Annotated in this window: 24 protein-coding genes; 21 read left to right on the forward strand and 3 right to left on the reverse strand. The window is 39.5% G+C overall.

Going from position 1 to position 22,993, the window contains the following annotated elements; translation table 11 throughout:
* Nucleotides 1-82: 82 nt before the first annotated feature.
* Together B7E05_RS05760 and B7E05_RS05765 are read right to left on the reverse strand one after the other, a co-directional pair.
* Nucleotides 83-2,077: a penicillin-binding transpeptidase domain-containing protein gene (locus B7E05_RS05760; protein WP_080873238.1), complete on the reverse strand. Its 1,995-nt coding sequence runs from the start codon at nucleotides 2,075-2,077 to the stop codon at nucleotides 83-85.
* 244 nt (nucleotides 2,078-2,321) lie between these two features.
* A complete protein-coding gene (locus B7E05_RS05765) occupies nucleotides 2,322-3,284 on the reverse strand; it encodes an LCP family glycopolymer transferase (protein ID WP_080873240.1) in 963 nt (320 codons plus the stop codon).
* A gap of 309 nt (nucleotides 3,285-3,593) precedes the next feature.
* Here B7E05_RS05765 and B7E05_RS22070 point away from each other — a divergent pair, with 309 nt between their 5' ends.
* A complete protein-coding gene (locus B7E05_RS22070; protein WP_179134475.1) occupies nucleotides 3,594-3,740 on the forward strand; it encodes a hypothetical protein in 147 nt (48 codons plus the stop codon).
* A 48-nt stretch (nucleotides 3,741-3,788) separates the two neighbouring features.
* Here the strand turns inward: B7E05_RS22070 and B7E05_RS05770 are convergent, their stop codons facing one another.
* Complete coding sequence (locus B7E05_RS05770; RefSeq protein ID WP_080873242.1) at nucleotides 3,789-4,442, reverse strand: YigZ family protein; 654 nt, start codon at nucleotides 4,440-4,442, stop codon at nucleotides 3,789-3,791.
* Nucleotides 4,443-4,660: 218 nt separating this feature from the next.
* Between B7E05_RS05770 and B7E05_RS05775 the strand changes: the two genes are divergently transcribed.
* The 20 genes from B7E05_RS05775 to secA all read left to right on the forward strand — a co-directional run bounded on the left by B7E05_RS05775 (nucleotide 4,661) and on the right by secA (nucleotide 22,918).
* Complete coding sequence (locus B7E05_RS05775; RefSeq protein ID WP_080873243.1) at nucleotides 4,661-5,794, forward strand: sensor histidine kinase; 1,134 nt, start codon at nucleotides 4,661-4,663, stop codon at nucleotides 5,792-5,794.
* 325 nt (nucleotides 5,795-6,119) lie between these two features.
* The gene (locus B7E05_RS05780; protein WP_080873245.1) at nucleotides 6,120-6,812 is read left to right on the forward strand and encodes a response regulator; all 693 of its coding nucleotides are present in this window, start codon (nucleotides 6,120-6,122) and stop codon (nucleotides 6,810-6,812) included.
* A 273-nt stretch (nucleotides 6,813-7,085) separates the two neighbouring features.
* Nucleotides 7,086-7,931 carry a DegV family protein gene (locus B7E05_RS05785; RefSeq protein ID WP_080873246.1) on the forward strand — a complete coding sequence of 282 codons (846 nt, stop codon included), beginning with the start codon at nucleotides 7,086-7,088 and terminating at the stop codon, nucleotides 7,929-7,931.
* A 98-nt stretch (nucleotides 7,932-8,029) separates the two neighbouring features.
* Nucleotides 8,030-9,439, forward strand: coding sequence for an ATP-dependent helicase ComFA (locus B7E05_RS05790; RefSeq protein ID WP_080873248.1), 1,410 nt, complete (start codon nucleotides 8,030-8,032; stop codon nucleotides 9,437-9,439).
* Nucleotides 9,436-10,113, forward strand: coding sequence for a ComF family protein (locus B7E05_RS05795; RefSeq protein WP_080873249.1), 678 nt, complete (start codon nucleotides 9,436-9,438; stop codon nucleotides 10,111-10,113). The genes B7E05_RS05790 and B7E05_RS05795 overlap by 4 nt, the downstream gene beginning before the upstream one ends.
* Before the next feature lie 294 nt (nucleotides 10,114-10,407).
* Complete coding sequence (locus tag B7E05_RS05800; RefSeq protein WP_080873251.1) at nucleotides 10,408-10,830, forward strand: TIGR03826 family flagellar region protein; 423 nt, start codon at nucleotides 10,408-10,410, stop codon at nucleotides 10,828-10,830.
* A gap of 33 nt (nucleotides 10,831-10,863) precedes the next feature.
* On the forward strand, nucleotides 10,864-11,127 hold the full coding sequence (flgM, locus tag B7E05_RS05805) for a flagellar biosynthesis anti-sigma factor FlgM (protein ID WP_080873252.1): 264 nt from the start codon (nucleotides 10,864-10,866) through the stop codon (nucleotides 11,125-11,127).
* A 32-nt stretch (nucleotides 11,128-11,159) separates the two neighbouring features.
* Nucleotides 11,160-11,636, forward strand: coding sequence for a flagellar protein FlgN (locus tag B7E05_RS05810; RefSeq protein WP_245833234.1), 477 nt, complete (start codon nucleotides 11,160-11,162; stop codon nucleotides 11,634-11,636).
* Between the two features lie 20 nt (nucleotides 11,637-11,656).
* Nucleotides 11,657-13,129 carry a flagellar hook-associated protein FlgK gene (gene flgK, locus B7E05_RS05815; RefSeq protein WP_080873256.1) on the forward strand — a complete coding sequence of 491 codons (1,473 nt, stop codon included), beginning with the start codon at nucleotides 11,657-11,659 and terminating at the stop codon, nucleotides 13,127-13,129.
* Nucleotides 13,130-13,138: 9 nt separating this feature from the next.
* Nucleotides 13,139-14,020 (forward strand): flagellar hook-associated protein FlgL, encoded by an 882-nt coding sequence (flgL, locus tag B7E05_RS05820; RefSeq protein ID WP_080873258.1) that lies wholly within the window; start codon nucleotides 13,139-13,141, stop codon nucleotides 14,018-14,020.
* 360 nt (nucleotides 14,021-14,380) lie between these two features.
* Nucleotides 14,381-14,944, forward strand: coding sequence for a DUF6470 family protein (locus B7E05_RS05825; protein WP_080876230.1), 564 nt, complete (start codon nucleotides 14,381-14,383; stop codon nucleotides 14,942-14,944).
* A 12-nt stretch (nucleotides 14,945-14,956) separates the two neighbouring features.
* Entirely contained in the window at nucleotides 14,957-15,403 is a 447-nt protein-coding gene (fliW, locus tag B7E05_RS05830) for a flagellar assembly protein FliW (protein WP_080873260.1), read from the forward strand.
* A complete protein-coding gene (csrA, locus tag B7E05_RS05835) occupies nucleotides 15,403-15,627 on the forward strand; it encodes a carbon storage regulator CsrA (RefSeq protein WP_080873265.1) in 225 nt (74 codons plus the stop codon). The genes fliW and csrA overlap by 1 nt, the downstream gene beginning before the upstream one ends.
* Nucleotides 15,628-15,730: 103 nt before the next feature.
* Nucleotides 15,731-16,090: a flagellar protein FlaG gene (gene flaG, locus B7E05_RS05840; protein ID WP_080873268.1), complete on the forward strand. Its 360-nt coding sequence runs from the start codon at nucleotides 15,731-15,733 to the stop codon at nucleotides 16,088-16,090.
* A gap of 12 nt (nucleotides 16,091-16,102) precedes the next feature.
* Nucleotides 16,103-17,608, forward strand: coding sequence for a flagellar filament capping protein FliD (fliD, locus tag B7E05_RS05845; RefSeq protein ID WP_080873270.1), 1,506 nt, complete (start codon nucleotides 16,103-16,105; stop codon nucleotides 17,606-17,608).
* Nucleotides 17,609-17,627: 19 nt separating this feature from the next.
* Entirely contained in the window at nucleotides 17,628-18,029 is a 402-nt protein-coding gene (gene fliS / locus B7E05_RS05850) for a flagellar export chaperone FliS (RefSeq protein ID WP_080873273.1), read from the forward strand.
* Nucleotides 18,029-18,382 (forward strand): flagellar protein FliT, encoded by a 354-nt coding sequence (fliT, locus tag B7E05_RS05855; protein WP_080873275.1) that lies wholly within the window; start codon nucleotides 18,029-18,031, stop codon nucleotides 18,380-18,382. Before fliS ends, fliT begins: the two co-directional genes overlap by 1 nt.
* 189 nt (nucleotides 18,383-18,571) lie before the next feature.
* A complete protein-coding gene (hpf, locus tag B7E05_RS05860) occupies nucleotides 18,572-19,126 on the forward strand; it encodes a ribosome hibernation-promoting factor, HPF/YfiA family (protein ID WP_080873277.1) in 555 nt (184 codons plus the stop codon).
* A gap of 325 nt (nucleotides 19,127-19,451) precedes the next feature.
* The gene (locus tag B7E05_RS22075; RefSeq protein WP_179134476.1) at nucleotides 19,452-19,598 is read left to right on the forward strand and encodes a hypothetical protein; all 147 of its coding nucleotides are present in this window, start codon (nucleotides 19,452-19,454) and stop codon (nucleotides 19,596-19,598) included.
* A gap of 806 nt (nucleotides 19,599-20,404) precedes the next feature.
* The gene (secA, locus tag B7E05_RS05870; protein WP_080873283.1) at nucleotides 20,405-22,918 is read left to right on the forward strand and encodes a preprotein translocase subunit SecA; all 2,514 of its coding nucleotides are present in this window, start codon (nucleotides 20,405-20,407) and stop codon (nucleotides 22,916-22,918) included.
* The last annotated feature ends 75 nt before the right edge of the window (nucleotides 22,919-22,993 follow it).

The following is a 22,993-nucleotide window of genomic DNA, read 5'->3' on the forward strand; positions in this document are numbered from 1 at the left end:
CAGATAGCTTTTTTGTCTACTTCAGAATGGAATAAGAAGAGAGGATGGTGTATTTCTCCATACACCATCCTCTCTTAATGTCCTAATCCTCTATATCCATTAGAATATCTGTCCCTTTTTCAACGCCAGAACTGCGGTCATTATTCTTGGTTCCTTCTACCATAATGGCAAGCATTAGATCTTGGTCATCCGTTGGGTAACCAACAAACCAGCTATTCTCATCACCGCTATCTTCATCAGTCAGTTTTAATTCTGCTGTTCCCGTTTTACCGGAAATAGGAAAATCTGCTTCATCAGCTGCTTCACCAGTACCTTCTGTTACTACTTTCCGAAGAGAATCTTGTATTTGGTCTGCTTGTTCTTCGGTAACTAAGTCTTCTTTCCAAAATTGACCTGTTTCTTCCTCTGATAATAGTGTTGGCTGAATCATATCGCCACTGTTTACAAAGGTGGAATATGCGGTTGCCAAGTGCAGGGCGCTCATTTGAATTTCACCTTGTCCATAGCTTGTGTGTGCCAGTAAATAGTCGTCGTCTAAATCCCCGGAATTGGAAATGGTAGAATCGGAAACTGGATACGTATATGGAAATTCTTCTCCAACTCCGAATGCTTCCAATCCTTCTGCAAAAGCATCTCCGCCCATTTCGACTGCCTTCATTGCGAAATAGATATTATCTGAACGTATTAAAGCATCATCTAAATCGACGGGTTCATCGGAAGTGGATACGCGTGTTACATTGTAATCTTCCCATTCCAGTCCATCAATTTCGATGCCTTCATCGTAATCAATCGTACCGTTTTGCAGCCCGATTGCTCCGGTAATTGGTTTAATGACCGAACCTGGTGCAAAAGTGGAAGAAAAGCGATTTTGCATTGGCTGTAATTCATCTTCTTCCATATCACTCCAAAAGTTGGAAGAGGTTCCATAAAGAATATCGTTTGGATCAAATGACGGACTGCTTACTAAAGCCAATGTTTCTCCTGATTTTGGATCAATGACAGCAGCATTCCCGGGTTCTTCATCAAAACCTTGAAAAACCTTATCCTGAATATTAATATCAATGGTGACTGTAACATTTTCACCGTCTTCTGCTTCTTTTTCTGCTAAGACTACATTTTCTTCTCCGTCTTTGGTAACTTCAATCGTAGCTCCTTTTTTACCGCGGAGTTCTTCTTCAAACAGGCTTTCTAATCCGCGTGCACCAATGTTGTCAGAAGCATCGTATTCGGTTGTATCCAGTTCTTCCAAATCCTCTGCGTTCACTGAACGGAGATAACCTACTAATTGAGCTGCTATCTCGCCTTCCGGATAAATTCTGCCTTCCTTTTCCCGGTAGGATACGCCATCAATTGCGTTTAATTCCTGGACGGTATCCGAATCATCCGGGAGAATGGTCTTTAATGGTACAAATAAATCGTCTTCCACCCATTCTGCTTCCAAATCGTATTGGATAGAATCGACAGACATTCCAAGTAAACGGCCGAGTTCCTCAAGAGCTGCTTCATCATCTCCTAATTCACTCGGAATTACTCCAAATTCATATACTTCATCATTAATGGCAAGCGGCATTTGGTTTTTATCAAGAATTTCCCCTCTAACGGGTTGATTAGTAGCAATTTGAATTTCTCCGCCATCTGCCAAATCAGGGAAAATAAAACCAGAATCCCAATTAATTAGCCAACTGTCTTCTTCGTCTTCTTTTTCAACTAGACTCAGTTCAGCTTGATAATCAAATGATATTTCACCGGCTACGGTGTTCATGTTAACAGTGAAAGGAATCGTTGCTACGCCATCGTCATATGCATTGGCGATTTCTCTCTCTTCTAATGCTTGTACATGCATTTCAATATCGGAGGCAGAAATATCATCATATAATTTCTCTAATCGTAAAGCGGAATCTTCTTCTGCATATGTATCCTTCGCTTCTTGGGAGAATAGATTATACAGCGATTCATAATCTCCTTCTTCTACGGCATCTGCGTATTGATTTAACGTATCGGTCGGGTCGGTTTGTTCTTCAGAGCACCCGGCTAATAGGGTGATAAAAAGAATAAGCCATAAACTTTTTTTCCACATTTTCTAACCCCCATTAAAAAATATCTGTTTACGTAAAAGTATACCACGTTCTGGTTTATATAAAGAACAATGACTAGAAAGTCATAAACTTTTAAAAATATAGATTCTCAATCAGGAAAATAAGAGATTGTGAGAAAAACGCCACGCTGTAATAACCAGGTGACGTTTTGTTTCCTTTTGGAATCAGCTATCACATTACCTGAAGAACTTTCAATAGGTATGAAAGTTCTTCAGCACAGCCGCTCTATTCCTGTTCCATATGTTCGGTAATGGTCGTGTGGATACGATTGATTTCATCATCTGGTACAACATAATACCAGACTCCGCTGATTGTTTGACCGTCTCCGTCGATTTCCATTGTTTCTACATTATTTCTTGTTCCACTGTAGTCTTTAAATAAACTTTGTAATCGTTTCATGTCTAAATCAGTCTGGACGTTATTTCCTAAGATGTCCAGGATATTACTTGCTTTCGTAATACTTGAAAAACTTGCTGCTTCATCCATTGCAGCAACAATCACATCACGTTGACGTTCATTTCTTCCCATATCGCCGCGGCTATCTTCTTTTCGCATGCGAATGTAGGATAGAGCTTCTTCCCCATTTAAATTGACGTTTCCTTCATTGAAATCATGCCCATCTTGCGAAAAAGCTGTACTATTTTCGACGTTAACGCCGCCTAAGGCATCAATACCTTGCTGGAAACCTTCCATATTCACACGTACGTAAGAATGAATTGGTACATCAAAAGTATCCTCTACGGTCTCTACCGATAATTCGGTACCGCCTCCCGTTTCAGCAGATTCACCAAATGCGTATGCATGGTTAATTTTATCCATGCCCCGGTCCGGAATGTTCACATATGTATCACGCGGGATACTTAACATAAGCATGGAGTCTGTTTTTGGATTTAATGAAAGTAAGATCATCGTATCCGAACGCCCAACATCTCCATCACGTTCATCTACTCCCAGAAGCAGCATGTTCACTGCATCTGAATCATTATAGATCCGATTAATCTGATCTTGCCGTTCAGGATCATTATCTCTGTCTAACGGGCTATGCATCGATTCTACAACATTGCCAATCTGGTTCCAAATAAAGAAAGCTCCACCGCCAATGACTAAAATGAAAAACAAAATGATTCCACCAACAATAAATGGCCATTTCTTTCTTTTACGATTTCTACTATCTACTCTAGATACCAATATATTCTCCTCAATTCTATCCCTAATTTAAACAAATTTTTACTAATTGTCAGGAAAAATAAATCTGTAATAGATTATATCGAAATTTAGGTTAATCGTCTATGCTAAAAACAAATATTTAATCTATTGATTTCGATTTCAAACCAAAAATTTAGCGAAAAAAGTAGACAAGTTGTATATTTTTTTATAGAATGACGATTAATGAGAGTGTTCAACTTAGAGAACGATATTACATATTCTGCTTGGCAGCGTAATGATTTACGACTTTGAACAGGTATTTAAGAAAATATATTTAAAGGCGGTAGATGAATGGGCAGAGAGCAAGAGCAATATCAAAAGATTTTAAAAAGAGTCATTCATGATACGGAGAGTCAAAAAGTGAATTCGATGGATGAAATCATTCAGTTACTTATTAAGGAATTATCCCTAAACACGAGTATAAAGAAAAGTTATTAAAGCAAAAGCTCTGCCGGATGCTGAAAAACATCCGGCAGAGCTTTTTTTCTAAGCAGATGGGGTGTCATCCACTTCTATTTCGACATATTTTTGATCAAGCAATTCCATTTCTGCCTGTGCACTTGTCATATCAGTTATCCAATTTTGGAAAGCATCCGTTTCCTCTGTTTTAACATAGATAATAAAAGCGACATTCTCCAGATATTGAATATCTTCTAAAATATATCGGGATTGCTGGCGGATTTCATTTTCCATTTTACCGAGTAACGAATATGCTACCGTTACGGATATTCCTTGCATTCGTTCTCTCCGAACAATACCAGTGGTTTGAATACCTTGTGTAGTTGCGGATCCATAAGCACGGATAAGTCCCCCGGCGCCAAGTTTAATTCCCCCGAAATACCTGGTCACGACAACAGCGGTATCTTTCAGTCCTTTTTTCTTTAACACTTCTAACATCGGAACGCCTGCAGTTCCGCTCGGTTCCCCATCATCATTTGCTTTTTGAATATGGTCTGTTTCACCGATGATGTATGCAGAACAGTTATGTGTCGCATCCCGATGCTTTTTCTTAATAGATTGAACAAATTCCTGGGCTTCTTCTTCTGATTCAACCCGTTTAATGTGTGCGATAAAACGCGATTTTTGAATAGTAATTTCATCTGTTCCTTGATGATTTACGGTATAATAAGTGGAAAGCATAATTATTTTCACCTCATTGAAAGCGTCATTTTGATTCGTATATAGGCGTATCGTCTGAATGTCTTGCATTTATTTCTGTGCTTTTTTATCCGTGATTCGAAAGACATAGAATGAAGCTTAGAAGAGAACAAGCGATTTTAGTGAAATTAATTTGAATATAACCTTATAAAACAAAGGAAAGTTACGAATAATTATAACATAGGTTGGTGAGATTTCTGATGTCAAAAAGTTTAAGCAGTGAAGCGATAGATCAAATTGTGGATAATGTACTGAACATGATAGATCAAAGTAAGGATGAAGTTTTTGAAATAACGGAAGAAAGCAGAAAAGAATATGAATATCTTTCTGGGGAATTAGAATCAACCAAAAAGAAAGTGAAAGAGCATATTCAAAAAGGGGATAAATTAGAGAAGGAAGTAAAAGCTTATCGCCAACAGCTTGCATTGGTAAACAAGGACTTTAAGGAATACTCAGAAGACGAAGCACGCAAGGTTTATGAAAAAACAAACGAGCTTCAAACAAAATTATTCATTATGCGTGAGGAAGAAAGACTTTTGAGGCAGCGTCGTGATGAAATCGAAATCAGGCTGACAAATCTTGCCCATGTATTGGAACGCGGAGAAGACCTTGTAGCGAAAATGACAGTTATCTTCAGCTTTATGAAAGATGATATGAAAGTAGTTAATGAAATGATTGAAGATGCGAAAGAAAAGCAAGCATTTGGTCTGAAAATCATTGAAGCACAAGAAGACGAAAGAAAAAAACTTTCACGGGAAATTCATGATGGACCAGCTCAGATGTTGGCTAATGTCTTATTACGTTCCGATATACTTGATCATGTTATAAAAAAAGGTACTCCGGAAGAGGTCTCTAAAGAAATTAAATCCTTACGGGAAAATGTTCGCTCTTCCTTACGGGAAGTTCGGAGGATTATCTACGATCTGCGCCCAATGGCCTTGGATGACTTAGGACTTATCCCGACAATCCGGAAATATGCAGACAGATTAACAGAATATCATGACGTGCATGTGGATTTTATCGTATTTGGGGAAGAAAAAAGATTGGATTCGAAATACGAAGTTGCTTTATTCCGGCTTATGCAAGAGGCATCACAGAATGTTATCAAACATAGTGAAGCAACAGAAGTCAAAATCAAGCTGGAAATTTTAAAAGATAGAATCATCTTAATTATAGCCGATAATGGAAAAGGGTTTTATCCGGACGAAAAAAATGATAATTCTTTTGGATTAATAGGGATGAAAGAACGGGTCGACATGCTTGAAGGTAAATTAGATATCACTACAGGGGAAGGAAAAGGGACAACAGTTACGATAAATGTTCCATATTCGTAAAGTTACGTATATAATGAGAAAGAGGAACTATATGAGAAAATTGGTATTTGTCCGTTCTTTAGCGAATTCGTCGTTTTTCTTATATTTTCCTGCTATGTAACAGAGTCTTTTTGTAGAAAACAGACTGTCTTGGCTCTTTCATACCGCCGTCCTCATCCGTGAAATAAGTAATCAGTCTGAAATAAATAGATTGAGCTGAAATGAGACAATGATAGTGAGGTATACTATAATAGACTTACTTTATTAGAAAAAAATAATCTATCTATTAATGATTAAAAATATCACCGTTCAATTAGTATCATTCAGTAGAAAAGGAGATTTATATATGGACGCACAAAAAGAAGTAAATATTGTATTAATTGATGACCATAAATTATTTCGGGAGGGTGTTAAGCGGATTTTAGAGTTTGAACCTGCTTTTCATGTCGTTGCGGAAGCTGATGACGGAACGGATGCAGCTGATATTGTAAGAGAAAATAATCCGGATGTTGTATTAATGGACATTAATATGCCTAAAATAAATGGGGTACAAGCAACTGCGGATTTGCTGAGACAATTTCCAAACACAAAAATCATCATCCTGTCTATCCATGACGATGAAAATTATGTAACGCACGCATTAAAAACAGGAGCACAAGGTTATCTGCTAAAAGAGATGGATGCAGAGGCACTTGTCGAGGCAATTAAAGTAGTAAGCGAAGGCGGTTCTTACTTACATCCGCGTATCACTCATAATTTAGTGAAGGAGTACCGCCGTCTGGCACGGGAAAATAGTTCCAATCTGGCGAATAGAAATGTAGAACATCGCAAACCGCTCCATCTATTAACAAGACGTGAATGTCAAGTGCTTCAGCTACTAGCAGAAGGAAACAGTAACCGTGCTGTAGCAGAATCTCTTTATATTAGTGAAAAAACAGTCAAAAACCATGTAAGTAATATTCTTCAAAAAATGAATGTAAATGATCGTACCCAAGCTGTTGTGCATGCGATTCGAAAAGGCTGGGTAGAAGTGATTTAATATATAAGCAAACAACGTCCTGATTTATTTCGTCAGGGCGTTGTTTTTCGTTATCTTCTTTAGCGATGAGGAGGAGATGAAAAACGCGTTTGTTGCCGGGAAAACAGTAAATAAATATAAAATAAGGCAAGAGGAATAATATGCTCACAGCCCTTGAAAAATCATTCGATTTTTACTGGTGTTTCGTGTAGAATAATGTCAAGTAATCTATTTCATAAACAGATAAACAGAAATAAAATAGCATTGTATCAGAATAAAAAGGAGTTATTGTCTATGAAGATTGCTGTTATGACAGATAGTACAGCATATATTACGCCCGAAGAACGTGAAAAATACCATATTCATATGGTTCCTTTGAGCGTCAATTTTCAAGATGCATCTTATCGTGAAGAATTGGATATTACCACAGAAGCATTTTATCAAAAGCTCGCTCAAGAAAAAGAACTGCCAAGTACCTCCCAGCCATCTCTCGGTGAGATCACGGAAAAATTGGAAGAGTTGGCGGAAGACTATGATGCAGTGATTTCGGTTCATTTATCAAGCGGCATCAGCGGTACATACCAGACCATGGTCAGTGCCGGAGAAATGGTCGAAGGAATTGATGTCTATGCCTATGATTCGGAAATGAGCTGTATGATACAAGGTTTTTATACACTGGAAGCAGCGGCAATGGCTCAGAACGCAGCGGTCTCCCCGGAAGATATTCTTGCGAGAATGGACGAAATGAAAAAAACAGTCCGTGCCTACTTTATGGTAGACGACTTAACGAATTTACAAAAAGGCGGAAGATTATCCAATGCGCAAGCTGTAGTAGGCAGTTTACTGCAAATCAAGCCTATCCTTCATTTTGAAAACAAGCTTATCGTTCCTTTTGAAAAAATCCGCACGAAGAAAAAAGCGATATCCCGAATGCTTGGGTTATTAGATGAAGAAGTGAACGCAGGAAAGGAACTGCGTGTTGTATTTATTCATGGCAATGACCGTCCCTATGCTGAAAAATTGAAAGCGGACTTTCAAGAAAAACATCCTGAAATAGAAACGTCTATCAGTTATTTTGGACCTGTTATCGGTACACATCTTGGACAAGGTGCTATTGGCGTTGCCTGGTATGAAAAATAAGGAAAACTTCATTCAGAGGCAATAAGTTCGCTGAATGAAGTTCTCCTCCAATGTAACAAATAACTATTTCCCCACATTTTACGGAGGTGTTAAACAATATGGATAAACAGATTCCGTTGTCCCCTGCACTCCTGGCACAAGCTTTATCCGGTAAACGGATATTAGCAGAAGAAGCCCCTGTACCTCAAGCATGCTTTCACGTTCTTTGTTCTACAAAACAAGTACTCCCGATCCCTGCTATCGAAAACAAGAATGGGTTATTAAAATGTACCCGTTGTGGTAATACAGCCATGTCTTATTTTTCGGAATACCCCTGTGGTATCTGTGAAAAAAACCATTTCTACTGTCGAAACTGTATTCAAATGGGCAGAATAAGTGAATGTAAGCCGTTATATATCTGGAATGGTGCAGAAGCAGATTGGCCGGAGCATTCCAGCCCTTTAACTTGGGAAGGAGAGCTAACAACAGCTCAGAGTCGGGCAGCAGCTAGTCTGGAGCAAGCTGTTAACAATCGAATTCCATCCTATTTATGCTGGGCAGTTTGCGGGTCTGGGAAAACAGAGATGTTATTCCCTGCGATGACGGCAGCATTAAAGCGTGGAGATCGTGTGGCTCTTGCTTCCCCGCGTGTTGATGTGATTCGGGAACTGTATCCGAGAATAAAAAAAGCTTTCCAAAATGTGTCGTCAGAAGCGCTTTATGGCGGAAGTGAGCATCGGACAGGCAAGGCACAACTCATTTTAGCCACGACGCATCAACTAATGCGTTATGATCAGGCATTTGATTTATTGATTATTGATGAGGTGGATGCTTTCCCATTTTATGTAGATAAAAGTTTAATACATGCCGCCAAACAAGCTGTTAAGAAACAAGCAACGACTTTATACCTCACCGCAACCCCGCGTGAAAATTTCAAGCTGCAAATGAAGCTTGGAAAATTGCCATACGTTTTCGTTCCTTTACGATACCACGGACATCCTTTACCTGTTCCCACATATCAATTTGCTTTTACTCTCTCTCATCAATTAACGAATAAAAAACTTCCAAAAACTTTTTTAACATGGCTTATCCGCAGACAGAACCCAAAACGGCAATTGCTTATTTTTGTCCCGGAAATTGTGATGGCAAAAGAATTAAAAGAAGTCATTTCCAAATTATTGCTCAAGACAGAGGTTATTTCTGCTTCTGAAGAATTAGAAGTTGTTTTTGCGGCCGATCAGGACAGGGAAGCAAAAATCAATCAATTTCGGGAAAAGAAATTACGTGCCTTGATAACTACAACGATATTGGAAAGAGGGGTGACTTTTCCTTCTGTAGATGTTGCGGTATTGCATGCCGGTCATGACGTATTTAATGAAGCAGCGCTGGTTCAAATTGCCGGACGTGCCGGAAGAAGTGCGGATGATCCATCCGGCGAGGTCGCCTTTTTTCATGATGGAAAAACAGACGCTATGGAGAAAGCAAGACAAATGATTCTGGATATGAATCAAAGGGGGAAAAAGCTGTGAATCATTGTCTATATTGTTATGAACCATTGGAGAAACCATTGACCTGGTCGCATTGGTTGACGTTGGTAAAACCGCCTGCCTTATGTTCGTCCTGTGCGGATACATTAGAAATCATTTCCGGGAAACGATGTGAAGGATGCAGCCGGGCGTGGAATGGGAAATTATGTTTGGATTGTCAGCAATGGAGAGAACTGGGAGATAATATTGAAAAGAATTTTTCCATTTTTAATTATAACGCTGCAATACGTGACATGATTCGTCAATGGAAATACAGAGGCGATTATGTATTAAGAGAAATTTTTCGAAAAGAACTCCAAAGTGCCTTTAAGAAACAATTTGCAGATAAGTATCCACAGATAGCTGTTGTACCGATTCCGATAAGTGAAAACAGGATGCGGGAAAGGGGATTTAATCAATCACTGGCACTTGCAGAAATGCTGGCGTGTCCTATCAACCACGTTTTAGGCAGGAGAAGCGGGGAGAAACAGGCAAGCAATAATCGGAAAGAACGGTTAAAAAGAGATAATCCATTTTTTATCATCAAACCATTGAAGCAGACTGCGCTGATAGTGGATGATGTTTATACAACGGGGACAACCGTACGGCAGGCAGCACAGCAGTTAAAACTTCATGGTTGCCCGGCGGTCTATGTATTAACCGTAGCAAGAAGTTAAGATTGAACAGTGTAAGAACAACGTTAAAAAGCAGGAGAATACCCAAAACAGTGTGGTGATTTGTTATAATAAATTTGAAATCAAACTGCGTTTAGCGAAAGATTTACGGGCGATTCTCCCTGGTAAAATGAAAAATCATCCGTAAAATGAATCATTTTTACTATTAACAAAAACGGTAATAGTGACGATGATATAATTAGGTTAAGGCTTTTTTGAAGAAATATTCATTGATATAAGTGCCTGAACATTGAAAATTCCTTCCTGGCAAGATAAAAGCGGAGAGGAGACATAACAATGGCAGAACTGGCAAACTGCGAACGATGTAATCGTGTGTTTGTAAAGCAATTTAGAGAAATATGTAATGCTTGTTATAAAAAAGAAGAAGAAGATTTTAAAACGGTATATACCTATTTAAGAAAACGGGAAAACAGAGCTGCTACGATGGGGCAGATTATAGCAGCAACAGGCATAGATGAACACCTTCTCCATAAATTTATTCGCGAAAACAGACTTCAGCCTTCCCAATTTCCGAATTTATCTTATCCTTGTGAAAGATGCGGGAATCCTATCACAGAAGGGAATATATGTGACGATTGCCAAACCCAATTAAAGGAAGATCTGATGCAGCATGAGGCCGTAGAGTCTTTACAGGAGAAGACGTTCCAGGAAACAAAAGAGAAAACATATTATGCTAAAGGGGAATGGAAGAAAGATTAATATATCAGGACATTACTGGAAGGGGTGCAGAAAATGAAAATACATGGGCCAAATCCAACAAATTTTAATCCATATAAACAGGCTTTTAACAATAAACAAGCGGCGGAATCAGAAGCTTCCAAGAAAGATAGTATTGAAATATCGAATGAAGCAAAGAAATTACAGAAGCAGGGTCAGCCAAATGAAGCACGGGCTGCGTATGTAAATGAAATAAAGCAGAAGATTGAGAATAACCAATATGAAATAAACTATGACAAGGTTGCTCAGAAAATGCATGATTTTTGGACTGGTAAATAGTGCATACAGTCAAAGGAGGAAAATGGGTGAGCATGCAGTTGATTCACGCAATAAATGATTTAACGGCTACGCATACAGATTTGCTGATGTTATCGAAACAAAAAACAGAAGCTTTAACAAATAATAATTTGGATGCATTTCAAGGCCTGCTTGTACAAGAACGGAACCTGATCCGCCAGCTGGAAAAGCAGGAGGAAAAAAGACAAGAGATGTCAGAAGCATGGAATGAAGAGCAGTCTCATCCGGCAGAAACATTAACGATTACAGAGATTCTGAAACGGTTAGATGGAGAAGAACAGAAAAGCTTGGAAAAAGCTGCGGTTGCATTAACGGATACCATTACTGCATTGAAGAGACAAGAACAGTTAAATAAGACCTTATTGGAGGAATCCATGAAGTTTGTGCAGCTTTCGATGGAATTAGTGAATCCAACCATCCAATCGATGAATTATGGGGCGGCTTCTTCCGAAAAGATGTCTGGCCGTTCTTTGTTTGATTCGAAAGCATAGAAAAAGGGGAGAAGAATGAAATGAGCACGTTCCGAGGATTAGAAATGTCACGTCAAGCATTGAGTACACAACAAAGTGCTCTATATACAACCGGACATAATATCTCCAACGCCAACACACCTGGATATTCCAGACAACGGGTTAATATGCAGGCAATGAATGCATATCCGACACCAGGAATGAATAGTCCGAATCTGCCTGGGCAGGTAGGAACCGGAGTTGAGGCTGGATCAGTACAGCGGCTCCGTAATCAGTTCTTAGATACACAATTCCGGGCGGAGAATGCATCGGTAGGTTACTGGTCTGAACGATCAGAGGCGTTATCAAGAATGGAAAACTTATTAAATGAGCCGAGTGATACAGGTATTGAAGCAGCCACGAGCGATTTTTGGAGTTCGCTGCAGGAAGCAGCTGCCAATCCAGAACAGAATGGTGCCCGAGCCGTTGTACTGCAAAGTGGCGGTGCATTGGCAGACACGTTTAATCACCTGTCTTCTTCCATGAATGATATTCGATCTGATTTACAAACAGAGACAGAGAATACGATTAATCAGGCAAATGATATGATCAAAGGTCTGGATGAGATAAATACGCAGATTAAAAAGCTTGAAACGCACGGATATAATGCGAACGACTTATATGATAAGCGCGATAATATGTTAGACGATTTGTCAGGAATCGTGAATATCGAAGTGGAATACGACGACAGTCATATCCCTCAAGGAAAACAAGGGGATGGTACCGCAACGGTAAAGGTAAAAGATGAAGAAGGCAATGCGTTGGCCACTTTAGTGAACGGTGTAACGGGAGAAACCAATGAAATTGACGACCCGGTTTATACAAAAATAGATGGAATGACCGTATTTGAAAGCATCTCCGTAAATGGTATGGATATTACATCTTCCCAGGGGACGATTCAAAGTTATGTACATACTTCAGGTTATGCTGAAGACGGAGAAGTAAAAGGTGATTTTCCAGAAATGCTGGAGAAGCTGGATAACCTTGCTTATGCGATTAGTAAAAGTTTTAATGAGGTGCATCAGGAGGGTGGTACAGAGGTTCCGTTCTTTAACGAATTAGCAGATTCTAAAGGGGCTGCCGGAGCGATGGAAGTTATTTTGGAAGATCCCCAGGATATTGTTGTATCGTCTAATGGAAATGCAGGAAGCGGGGATTTAGCAAGTGAGCTGGCTGACATTTTCACGAACCCGAATGGTGAACTGGACGATGTGTCTGTGAACGGTTATCTGGAATCAATGATTGGTGAGATTGGTGTGGATGCCAACCATGCCAACACGATGCTGGATAGTACCGCAACATTACAGCATCAAGTGAATAACCAGCGCCAGTCAATCAGTGCTGTATCCTTAGATGAAGAAATGACGAATATGGTTAAATTCCAGCATGCTTATAATGCTGCTGCTCGCGGTATGACAGCGATGGATGAGCTGATAGATACCGTTATCAACCGAATGGGATTAGTAGGAAGGTAGGTTAAAAAAATGCGTGTTACTCAAAGTATGCTTTCCAATAATTTATTACGAAATTTGACAAATAGCAGTACACAAATGAATCAATACATGGATCAGTTGTACTCTGGAAAAAAGATATCCAAGCCTTCTGATGATCCGATGGTTGCGATGAAAGGTGTTTCGTACCGTTCTGAGTTATCCAGAATTGAACAATTTGAACGCAATACGTCAGAAGCAAATAGCAGGCTGGATAATACAGATGCAGCCATTGACCAGGCAAACAACGCAGTACAGCGGTTAAGAGAACTGGCTGTCAAGGCGAGTAACGGGACGAATAGCAGTGATGAATACCAGAGTATTGTGGAAGAAGCAAAACAATTAGAAGAGCATCTGGTGGATATTGCGAACACAAACGTGAATGGGAAATATATTTTTAATGGCACTAACTCGGATACGCCGCCAGTTTCCATCGATGAGAATGGAGAAGTGACATCCGATTTTACGGATGATGATGTACAGATTGAGGTTTCAAGCGGCATCAACGTTAAAACGAATATGAATGGGTCAACGGTTTTTGGCGAAGCGGGCGAACTATTTGATACGGTGGGTAAATTCATCGATAACCTGGAAGCGGAAGAAAATATAGAGGACAGTATTGGCGAGTTGGAGACTTCCATTAATGGTGTTCTTGATTCCCGTGCAGAAATCGGTGCTCGTATGAATCGTCTGGAGCTTGTTGAAAATCGTCTCGCCGATCAAAAAATCGTAACGACAGAGACTTTATCCGATAATGAGGACGTTGATTTTGCAGAAGCCATTACGAATTTGATGACGCAGGAAAGTTTACATCGGGCTGCGCTTTCAGCGGGCTCCCGAATCATTCAGCCTTCTTTGGTTGACTTTTTACGTTAATGTCAAAACGTATCTGACTAAGGAAGGATATGCCGTCTTTGATGTATTTCTCATGAAAGAAGATGTTCAAAAAGTCCAATAAAAATGACACGGCGAATTTCTACGTTGACTAGCAAATTCCAATACTCACGTATTAGGGCATACGCTCCGTTTGGAATTTGCTAGTCGCCTTGAACTTCCGACGCACAGGACGTGCTAGTGTCGGTGTTGCGACAGGACGTCGCGTTCTTAACCGACTTGGTCCTATTTATCGGACTTTTTGAACACGCACTAAAAAGGTATAGGTACCATTCATACACCCTGCCCATTATGTTGTCTGCGGTGGGGTGTTTTTAAAAAGATGATAGCGAGGGAATGGCGATGGATTTTCCGCAAATTAGCATGCATTCGCAGCAGGCGAAAATACAAATACAATCTGAACCGGCGCAATTACATATGTCACAGCCTTCCGGCGATTTAACCATCAGACAGCCTGCAGCAGACATCACCATGCGAACCAGCCCCGGGAGATTAAACATTGATCAGAGCCAGGCTTGGGAAGACATGAATTTATTAAGTGCGAAACAAAGTATTGCCAAAAATGCACAGGATGGTAAGCAGGCAGCACTGCAAGGAACTGCACGGAGAGCACGTCAAGGAGATGCGCTCATGCGGATTGAAAATGATACCAATCCCATTAAATCACAAGCGATGGAAAATGGTTTTTCCCATCCAAAACAATTAGGGTTAACATTTATTCCTTCTCCTTTTGCTGTAGAGACATCTTATGAGCCGGGAGAATTGGACATTCAAGTGCAGGTGAATGAACCAGTTATTGAAGGAAACATAAATAAACCGATGATGCAATATACACCAGGAAGCGTCGAAACTTCTCTTGCGCAGCATCCGAATTTAACAATCGAAGTAGTCAATACGAAAATATAAGGAGTGTGCACCATGAAAATAACATCTGCCTATCTGGGTGAAATAGAAATTGATACGTCTAAAATAATTACCTTTCCGTCCGGAATCCCTGGATTTTCAGAAGCCAGGCAATTTGTATTGCTGGAATTTCCGGATAATCACATTTTTCATATTTTACAATCGGTAGATGATGCCAGTTTAGCTTTTATCATCACTGACCCCTATTATTTTTATCAAGATTATACGTTTGAGCTGGAGCCTTCTGCTATTGAACGTTTACATATAGAAGACCGCAATGATGTAGCGATTTATACCATCGTCACAGTAAATAAACCTTTTACAGACAGTACCATTAACCTGAAAGCGCCCATTGTGATTCACGTGAAAGAAAATCTGGCGAAACAGGTTGTTCTTCAACAGGACGATTATTCATCCAGAGCTTCCATTAACCAGCCTTCTCATGAAAAGGAGGGGAAATAATGCTTGTACTTTCCAGAAAAAGAAATGAAGCGATTCAAATCGGTGAAGACATTGAAGTCGAAGTCATTGCCATTGAAGGAGACCAGGTCAAGCTGGGGATTCGTGCACCTAAATCAGTGGATATCTATCGTCAGGAGATTTATGTAGATGTGAAAAACCAAAACAATCAGGCGGCACAAATCGATCAAAACCTCTTAGACTTTTTGAAAGGAAAGGAACTGTAATGCAGATGGCTTCTTTTTGGAGAAATGTTTTTCATTGTATTTAGCGCTTCATAATTTACAAAAGAAGCCGATATAAAAGATAAACAGTAAGGAGTGTAACCTGATGGTTGTTAATAAAACTGGAGTTCCAAATACTTCATTTATTCCTCATTCCATTAACACCGTTACATCATCCGCTGCTTTTGAATCTGACACAAAAGGCAAAGACACAGCTATGAAAGAAGAAAACAGAGCAGTGAGCAGAGCACAAGTTGAACAAGTCATAGAGAAGATGAATGATTTTTTAAAGCCGGTCAGAAGAAATATCAAATTTGAAATGCACGAAAAACTGGAAAAGTATTACGTTACAGTTGTCGATGCTGATAAAGAAGAAGTTATACGTGAAATTCCTCCAAAGAAGATGTTGGATATGTATGCAGAAATGGCTGATTTCATGGGACTGTTAGTCAATAAAAGGATATAGAGGTGAAGAATAATGCGAATTGGCGGTTTAGCGAGTGGTATTGATACAGACTCAATGGTTAAAGATTTAATGGACGCAGAAAGAATTCCGCTTGATAAATTACACCAAGACCGGACAAAGTTGGAGTGGAAACGCGATGCTTTCCGGGATGTGAATAAATTGTTGGCCGATTTTGATCGAAATAAGATTTTTGATATGAAAATGAGTGATACGTTTAATTCAAAAATAATTTCATCTACACAGGAAGATGCGGTAATTGCCACAGGAAGCGCCGGGGCAGACAGCGGGACATATCGGATTGAAGTAGGGGAATTGGCGACTTCTGCGATTAATGTTGGGGAACCTGAAGAAGGATTTGACCCAGAAGAACCTCTGAATTTGGATGGTCCGATTACATTTAGAACGTATGGAAAAGATGCTTCATATGGAGAAGAAGATGGTGAGGGAAGATTCTTCAAAGAACATCGATATGAAATGGAAGAGGGCGATACCCTTTCGGATGTTATCAGACGGATTAATGACGATGCGGATGCTCCTGTTCGGATGACTTATGATCAAAATTCCGATACAGCGATTTTAGAAGCTACCAGAACGGGTGTTTATAATGAAGACGGGGCGGAAGTTGACTTTAGCATGGACGATAGCGGCTTGTTTACAGCACTAGGTTTAAATGTAGAAGATGAAGAAGGCGCCCAAAATGCTGAATTCACCTATAACGGCGCTTATACAGTTGAATCCCAAGATAACCATTATGAGCTGAATGGTGTTACCTTCCAATTTTTAAATGAAACGAACGGAGAGGCATCTTTAAACGTAACGAGCGATATTGATCATACGGTTGAAAAAATCACAGCATTTGTGGAATCGTATAATGAAATTGTTGATGAAATAAATGGGTCGCAACGTGAAGAAGTTTTTCGTGATTATCCGCCATTAACCGATGAGCAGAAATCGGACATGAGCGAACGAGAAATTGAACTTTGGGAAGAACAGGCAAAAAGCGGAATGCTCCGAGGAGAGGCTTCTTTATCAAATGGCTTAACCAGCATGCGTTCCAGCTGGTATGGAACGGTGCAAAATGAAGGAGCTTTTACTTCGTTAACCGAAGTAGGAATTGAAACGTCCGCTGACTATATGAATGGTGGAAAGCTCGTTATCGATGAAGAAAGTCTTCGAGAGGCATTGGCTGAAGATGCAGAAAGTGTCCAAAAACTCTTCGTAAATAATGAAGAAGGAGAAGGAAGAGGTTTAATTAACCGTCTGGAGGATTCCGTAGAAAGTACCATCAGCCAAATCAATCAGCGTGCTGGTACAGAAAACAACATGACTTTAGATGGTTATGCGATAGGAAAGCGGATGGAGGATATAAATAGCCGTATTGAGAATTTTGAACGCCGCCTGGAGAGTGTAGAAGCACGTTATTGGAAGCAATTCTCGGAGATGGAGCGTGCTATTTCGAATATGAACCAGCAATCCAGTATGCTAATGTCGAATTTCTCTTCCGGAATGGAACAATAAAAAGAGGGGGTGACCCGGTATGAGTAGCAATAAAGCATATCAAGCTTACCAAAACAATGCTGTCAACACAGCTTCCGGCGGTGAATTGACTTTAATGCTCTATAACGGTTGTATTAAATTTATAAAACAAGCCATGAAAGACTTGGATAATAAAGATTTTGCTGCCAAAAATACAAATATCCAGAAAGCGCAAAAAATCATTAATGAACTAATAGTAACGCTTGATATGGAGATGGAGATTTCTCAACAAATTCTCCCATTATATGACTATATCCATAACCTGTTAAAAGAAGCAAATATAAAGAATGATATAGAGAAACTGGAAGAAGCGCTCGGTTACACCGAAGAATTCCGTGATGTCTGGAAGCAGGTTATTCTAAAGGACCGTCAGCAAAAATACAAACAAGGTGCTTCCATCTGATGAACCGAATACGCCCTATCCACCAAATAACAGAAAGCATGCAGCAGCTATTACTGCGGGACATCACCTCTCATAACCGTGAAGAAGTTATCGGTGTATTACAGAAGAAAATAGAGAAGAGAGGGAAACTGCTTGAAACGATAGCTCCTCCTTATACAGAAGAGGAAGAAAAACTGGGAACTACGGTTGTCCAGATGAACCAGCATATCGAACAGCAGATGGAGCAGTTGTTCACTGCATTAAAAAATGAAATGAAACAGGTACAACAGCAAAAAAAATCGACAACAAGTTACGTTAACCCTTATAAAAATGTACAAAATACGGATGGTATGTTTTTAGATAAAAAAAAGTAGAGAGGAAGGAGAACGATATTCCTTTCTCTTTTTAGTGTTAATAGAAAACATCCCCCTTTCTAATCCTTGCGTATAAGGAGATGAAGTAATTTAATAGAAAACGTTTACGAAAAAAAGGGGTTTAGACAAGAGAAGTTTGTGAAATAGTGTTATAATAGATTTATAAAAGTAAAGAAGGAGGACACTTACATGAAATTTAATATCAGAGGCGAGAATATTGAGGTTACAAACGCTATTCGGGAATATGTTGAGAAGAAAATCAGCAAATTGGAAAGATACTTTGATACCCCTCCGACTAGCGATGTGCATGTGAATTTAAGTGTCTATAATGATGAACAGCGCATTGAGGTTACTATCCCAATGACAAATCTCTTACTGCGTGCAGAAGTACAGCATATTGATTTATACGCTGCTGTAGACTTAGCCGTAGATAAATTAGAAAGACAAATACGCAAACATAAAACAAAAATTAACCGTAAATTTAGACAAAATGGAGCACCTAAGCATGCTTTTGCTGAATTAGAAAGAGAAGCGAAACAGGCAGCTGAAGAACCTGAAAATCAGATTGAACTGGTTCGTACCAAACGGTTTAATCTGAAACCAATGGATTCTGAAGAAGCTATTCTGCAAATGGATATGCTGGGACACAGCTTCTTTGTATTTACCAACGATGATTCCGGCGAAACCAATGTGGTTTATAAACGCCGTGATGGAAAATACGGTTTAATTGAACCGCATGTATAAATCGAAATAGAAAAATAGTTTCGTAGAAAAAACAGTCTGCTGCTTCTGTCATAGAGGCAGCAGACTGTTTTAATTTTTATACGAATAATAAGGGGATAGAGGAAAACGTAATAAATTGTCTCTATATAATAAAATTTTTGTTAAAAAGCATCAATTTTCAATTTTTAGTATTATTTTTGACAAGAAAATCATTTTTATACTTTAAAAATTGAATTTCTCCCGGGAGAAAATGCAATTTTAGCAAATAAAAATTCAATTTTGTCGATTCGCGGGGAAAGACAACCTATGATATAAATGGTTTAGAAAGAAAAAAGGAGGCGGTCAAATGCAGTATATGAACCAGCAATTGTTGAATGAGCTTGAACAACGGGTGAGACAGCAGGAACAGACAATTCAACAATTATTACGTTTTATAGCTAACCTCAATAAAAATGTTGCACAACTATCCTCAAAACAAAAAGAAAAAATATAAAGTAGTATAACCAAGAATGGTACTACTCTCCGAAAAAACTCCCTCGCAAGATTGCCTCATTGTAGAACTGGAATAATCGTTTCAGTTCTTTTTTTTATAACTCAACTTTGTGGTTGGCCTGCGCTCTAATAGGATTCTACAGCGGATGGAAGAAATAAAATCTTTTGCCATGCGCTAAAAAAACGTGTTCTGTCTGATTGAACTTTTATTGGTTCAGCAATTTTAACCGCATAGAATATCCTACTAGCGGAGGCGGACCGTTTTGACTCCTGAGGGATCAGCACCATCTGAAGAGCGTGCCCTTAGGCAGACTAAGACCGCAACGTCCTGGGTTGGGACTGCGCTTACTCGCCCCACCGAAAACATTTGTACGTCGGAAAGCAAAACGGTCCGCCGCAGCGGTCGTCTTACACTTTACTTTCTCATCTTTGTCAACAGATGTATGCAAGAAACGATCAACTTCTGTTCCTTTGGAAAGGAAGTCACTTTTAAGAGCGCGAAAGTTGAATTATTAATAAAAAAAGTCTAGAGATTCTTTTAGTGATCCAGAGGAAACACTATCAAAAACGACACAAACGATGTAAGTTGTCATAACGGTTTAGGAAGTGTTATGATACTATTATTGACGATTACCTATAAGAAATGATAAAGGTACTAACGATGATATCTTTACCTTTGAAAAGTAATATAAAAGCTAGTAACTTTTTAAAGACGCGCTTTAAACAATGGTAAATCATATATATGAATGACGCTGGAATGTAGTCCGGTAAGTAACAAAAGTTTCAAATAACTGAGGAGCGTTTATAATGGCAGGATTATTAACGAAGATTTTTGGTGATGGAAACCAAAAATTAGTGAAGCGTATTGAAAAACAGGTGGACAAGATTGAGGCATTAGAGCCAGAAGTGGAAAAGCTTTCAGATAAAGATTTGCAGCATAAAACAGAAGAATTCAAAGAGCGAATTGCAAATGGAGAAGAATTGGACGATTTACTGACTGAAGCATATGCGGTTGTCCGTGAAGCTTCTAAACGTGTACTCGGAATGCGTCCTTTCCGAACACAATTAATTGGCGCAATCGCGCTGCATAACGGTAATATAGCTGAAATGAAAACAGGGGAAGGAAAAACGTTGGCTTCAACCATGCCAGCGTATCTTAATGCATTGTCCGGAGAGGGCGTGCATATTATTACGGTTAATGATTACTTAGCAGATCGTGATGCGAAAGTAAATGGGGAACTATTCGGCTTTTTAGGGTTAACAGTCGGTTTAAATCACAACGGTCTTCCTAAGGAAGAAAAACGTTTAGCATATCAGGCTGACATCACTTACGGAACAAACAATGAATTTGGTTTTGATTATTTAAGAGACAACATGGTGCTGTATAAAGAGCAGATGGTACAGCGTTCATTGAATTATGGCATCATTGATGAGGTTGACTCGATTTTAATTGATGAGGCTCGTACACCGTTGATTATTTCCGGTTCGGCCAAAAAATCTGCATCGCTTTATCAGCAGGCGGATCGATTTGTACGTACGCTGCAAAAAGAATCAGATTATACTTTTGATGAAAAAACAAAGGCAGTACAATTAACGGAACAAGGAATTGATAAAGCAGAGAAATTCTTTCAAATTGAAAACTTGTTTGATTTATCACATGTTTCCTTAACCCACCACGTTAATCAGGCTTTAAAAGCGCATGTATCGATGCATAGTGACACAGATTATATGGTGGAAGAAGGGGAAGTCATTATCATTGATCAGTTTACCGGACGTAAAATGAAGGGACGCCGGTACAGTGACGGGTTGCATCAGGCGATAGAAGCCAAAGAAGGATTGCAGATTCAAAATGAAAGTATGACACTTGCTTCTATCACCTTCCAGAACTATTTCCGGATGTATAATAAATTATCTGGAATGACAGGTACAGCCAAAACAGAGGAAGAGGAATTCCGGAGCATTTATAATATGGATGTTATTGCTATCCCTACGAATGAACCTATTCAAAGAGATGACAAAGCAGATCAGATTTATAAAACAATGGATGGCAAGTTTAAATCTGTTGTAAGTAATATTAAAGAACGTCATGAAGCCGGTCAGCCAGTTCTTGTCGGTACTGTAGCTGTAGAAACTTCCGAATTGATTTCACAGATGTTAAAACGGGCAGGCGTTAAACATGAAGTGTTAAACGCGAAAAACCATTTTCGTGAAGCGGAAATTATTGAGAATGCCGGACAAAGAGGTTCTGTAACGATTGCGACCAACATGGCCGGACGCGGTACTGACATTAAGCTGGGTGATGGTGTCAAAGAGCTGGGCGGACTTGCAGTAATTGGTACAGAACGGCATGAATCGCGCCGGATTGACAATCAGCTTCGCGGTCGTTCCGGACGTCAGGGAGATCCTGGTATTTCCCAATTTTTCTTATCCATGGAAGACGAGCTAATGCGGCGTTTTGGGTCAGATAATTTGAGAACAATGATGGAAAGACTCGGTATGGATGATACCCAGCCAATTGAAAGTAAAATGGTTTCCCGTGCAGTAGAATCTGCCCAGAAACGTGTTGAAGGCAATAACTACGACGCTCGTAAAACCATCCTGTCTTATGATGATGTACTTCGTGAGCAGCGTGAAATTATTTACAAACAGCGTTTTGAAGTCATCGATTCGGAAACCAACCTGCGTGAGATTATTACAAATATGCTTCAATCTACGGTAGAGCGGATTGTTCATACGCATACGCAGGATAATGATGAGGACAAATGGAATCTGGATGCCATTATCGAATATGTGGAAGGTAATTTATTGGAACAGGGCGATATGCCTAAGGACGAATTGAAGGATAAAGAACCTGCTGAAATAACAGAGATTATCATGGAAAAAGTGAATCGCCGCTACGATGCTAAAGAGGCAGAACTGACACCGGAGCAATTTGTCGAGTTTGAAAAAGTAATCTTACTCCGTACAGTAGATACTAAGTGGATGGATCATATTGACCAGATGGATCAATTGCGTCAAGGTATTCATTTACGTGCATATGGACAGAATGATCCATTGCGTGAATACCAGATGGAAGGCTTCAATATGTTTGAAGAAATGATTGCAAGCATTGAAGAAGAAGTATCCAGATATGTTATGAAGGCACAAATCCAGGATAACCTGCAACGTCAGGAAGTTGTTAAAAATACGCAAGCTGTTTCCGGAGGCGGAGAAAGCAAGAAGAAATCAAGAAAACCGGTTGTGAAAAACAATGAAGTAGGGCGAAATGATCCTTGTCCATGCGGCAGTGGTAAGAAATATAAAAACTGTCACGGGAAATAATAAAGTATAAGTGATAGAAAGCATTATCGCAGTGCAACTGGCTATAAGACTCCCACTTCAATAATGGAGAAAAAT

The organism is Oceanobacillus timonensis (assembly GCF_900166635.1).
Classification (GTDB): domain Bacteria; phylum Bacillota; class Bacilli; order Bacillales; family Amphibacillaceae; genus Oceanobacillus; species Oceanobacillus timonensis.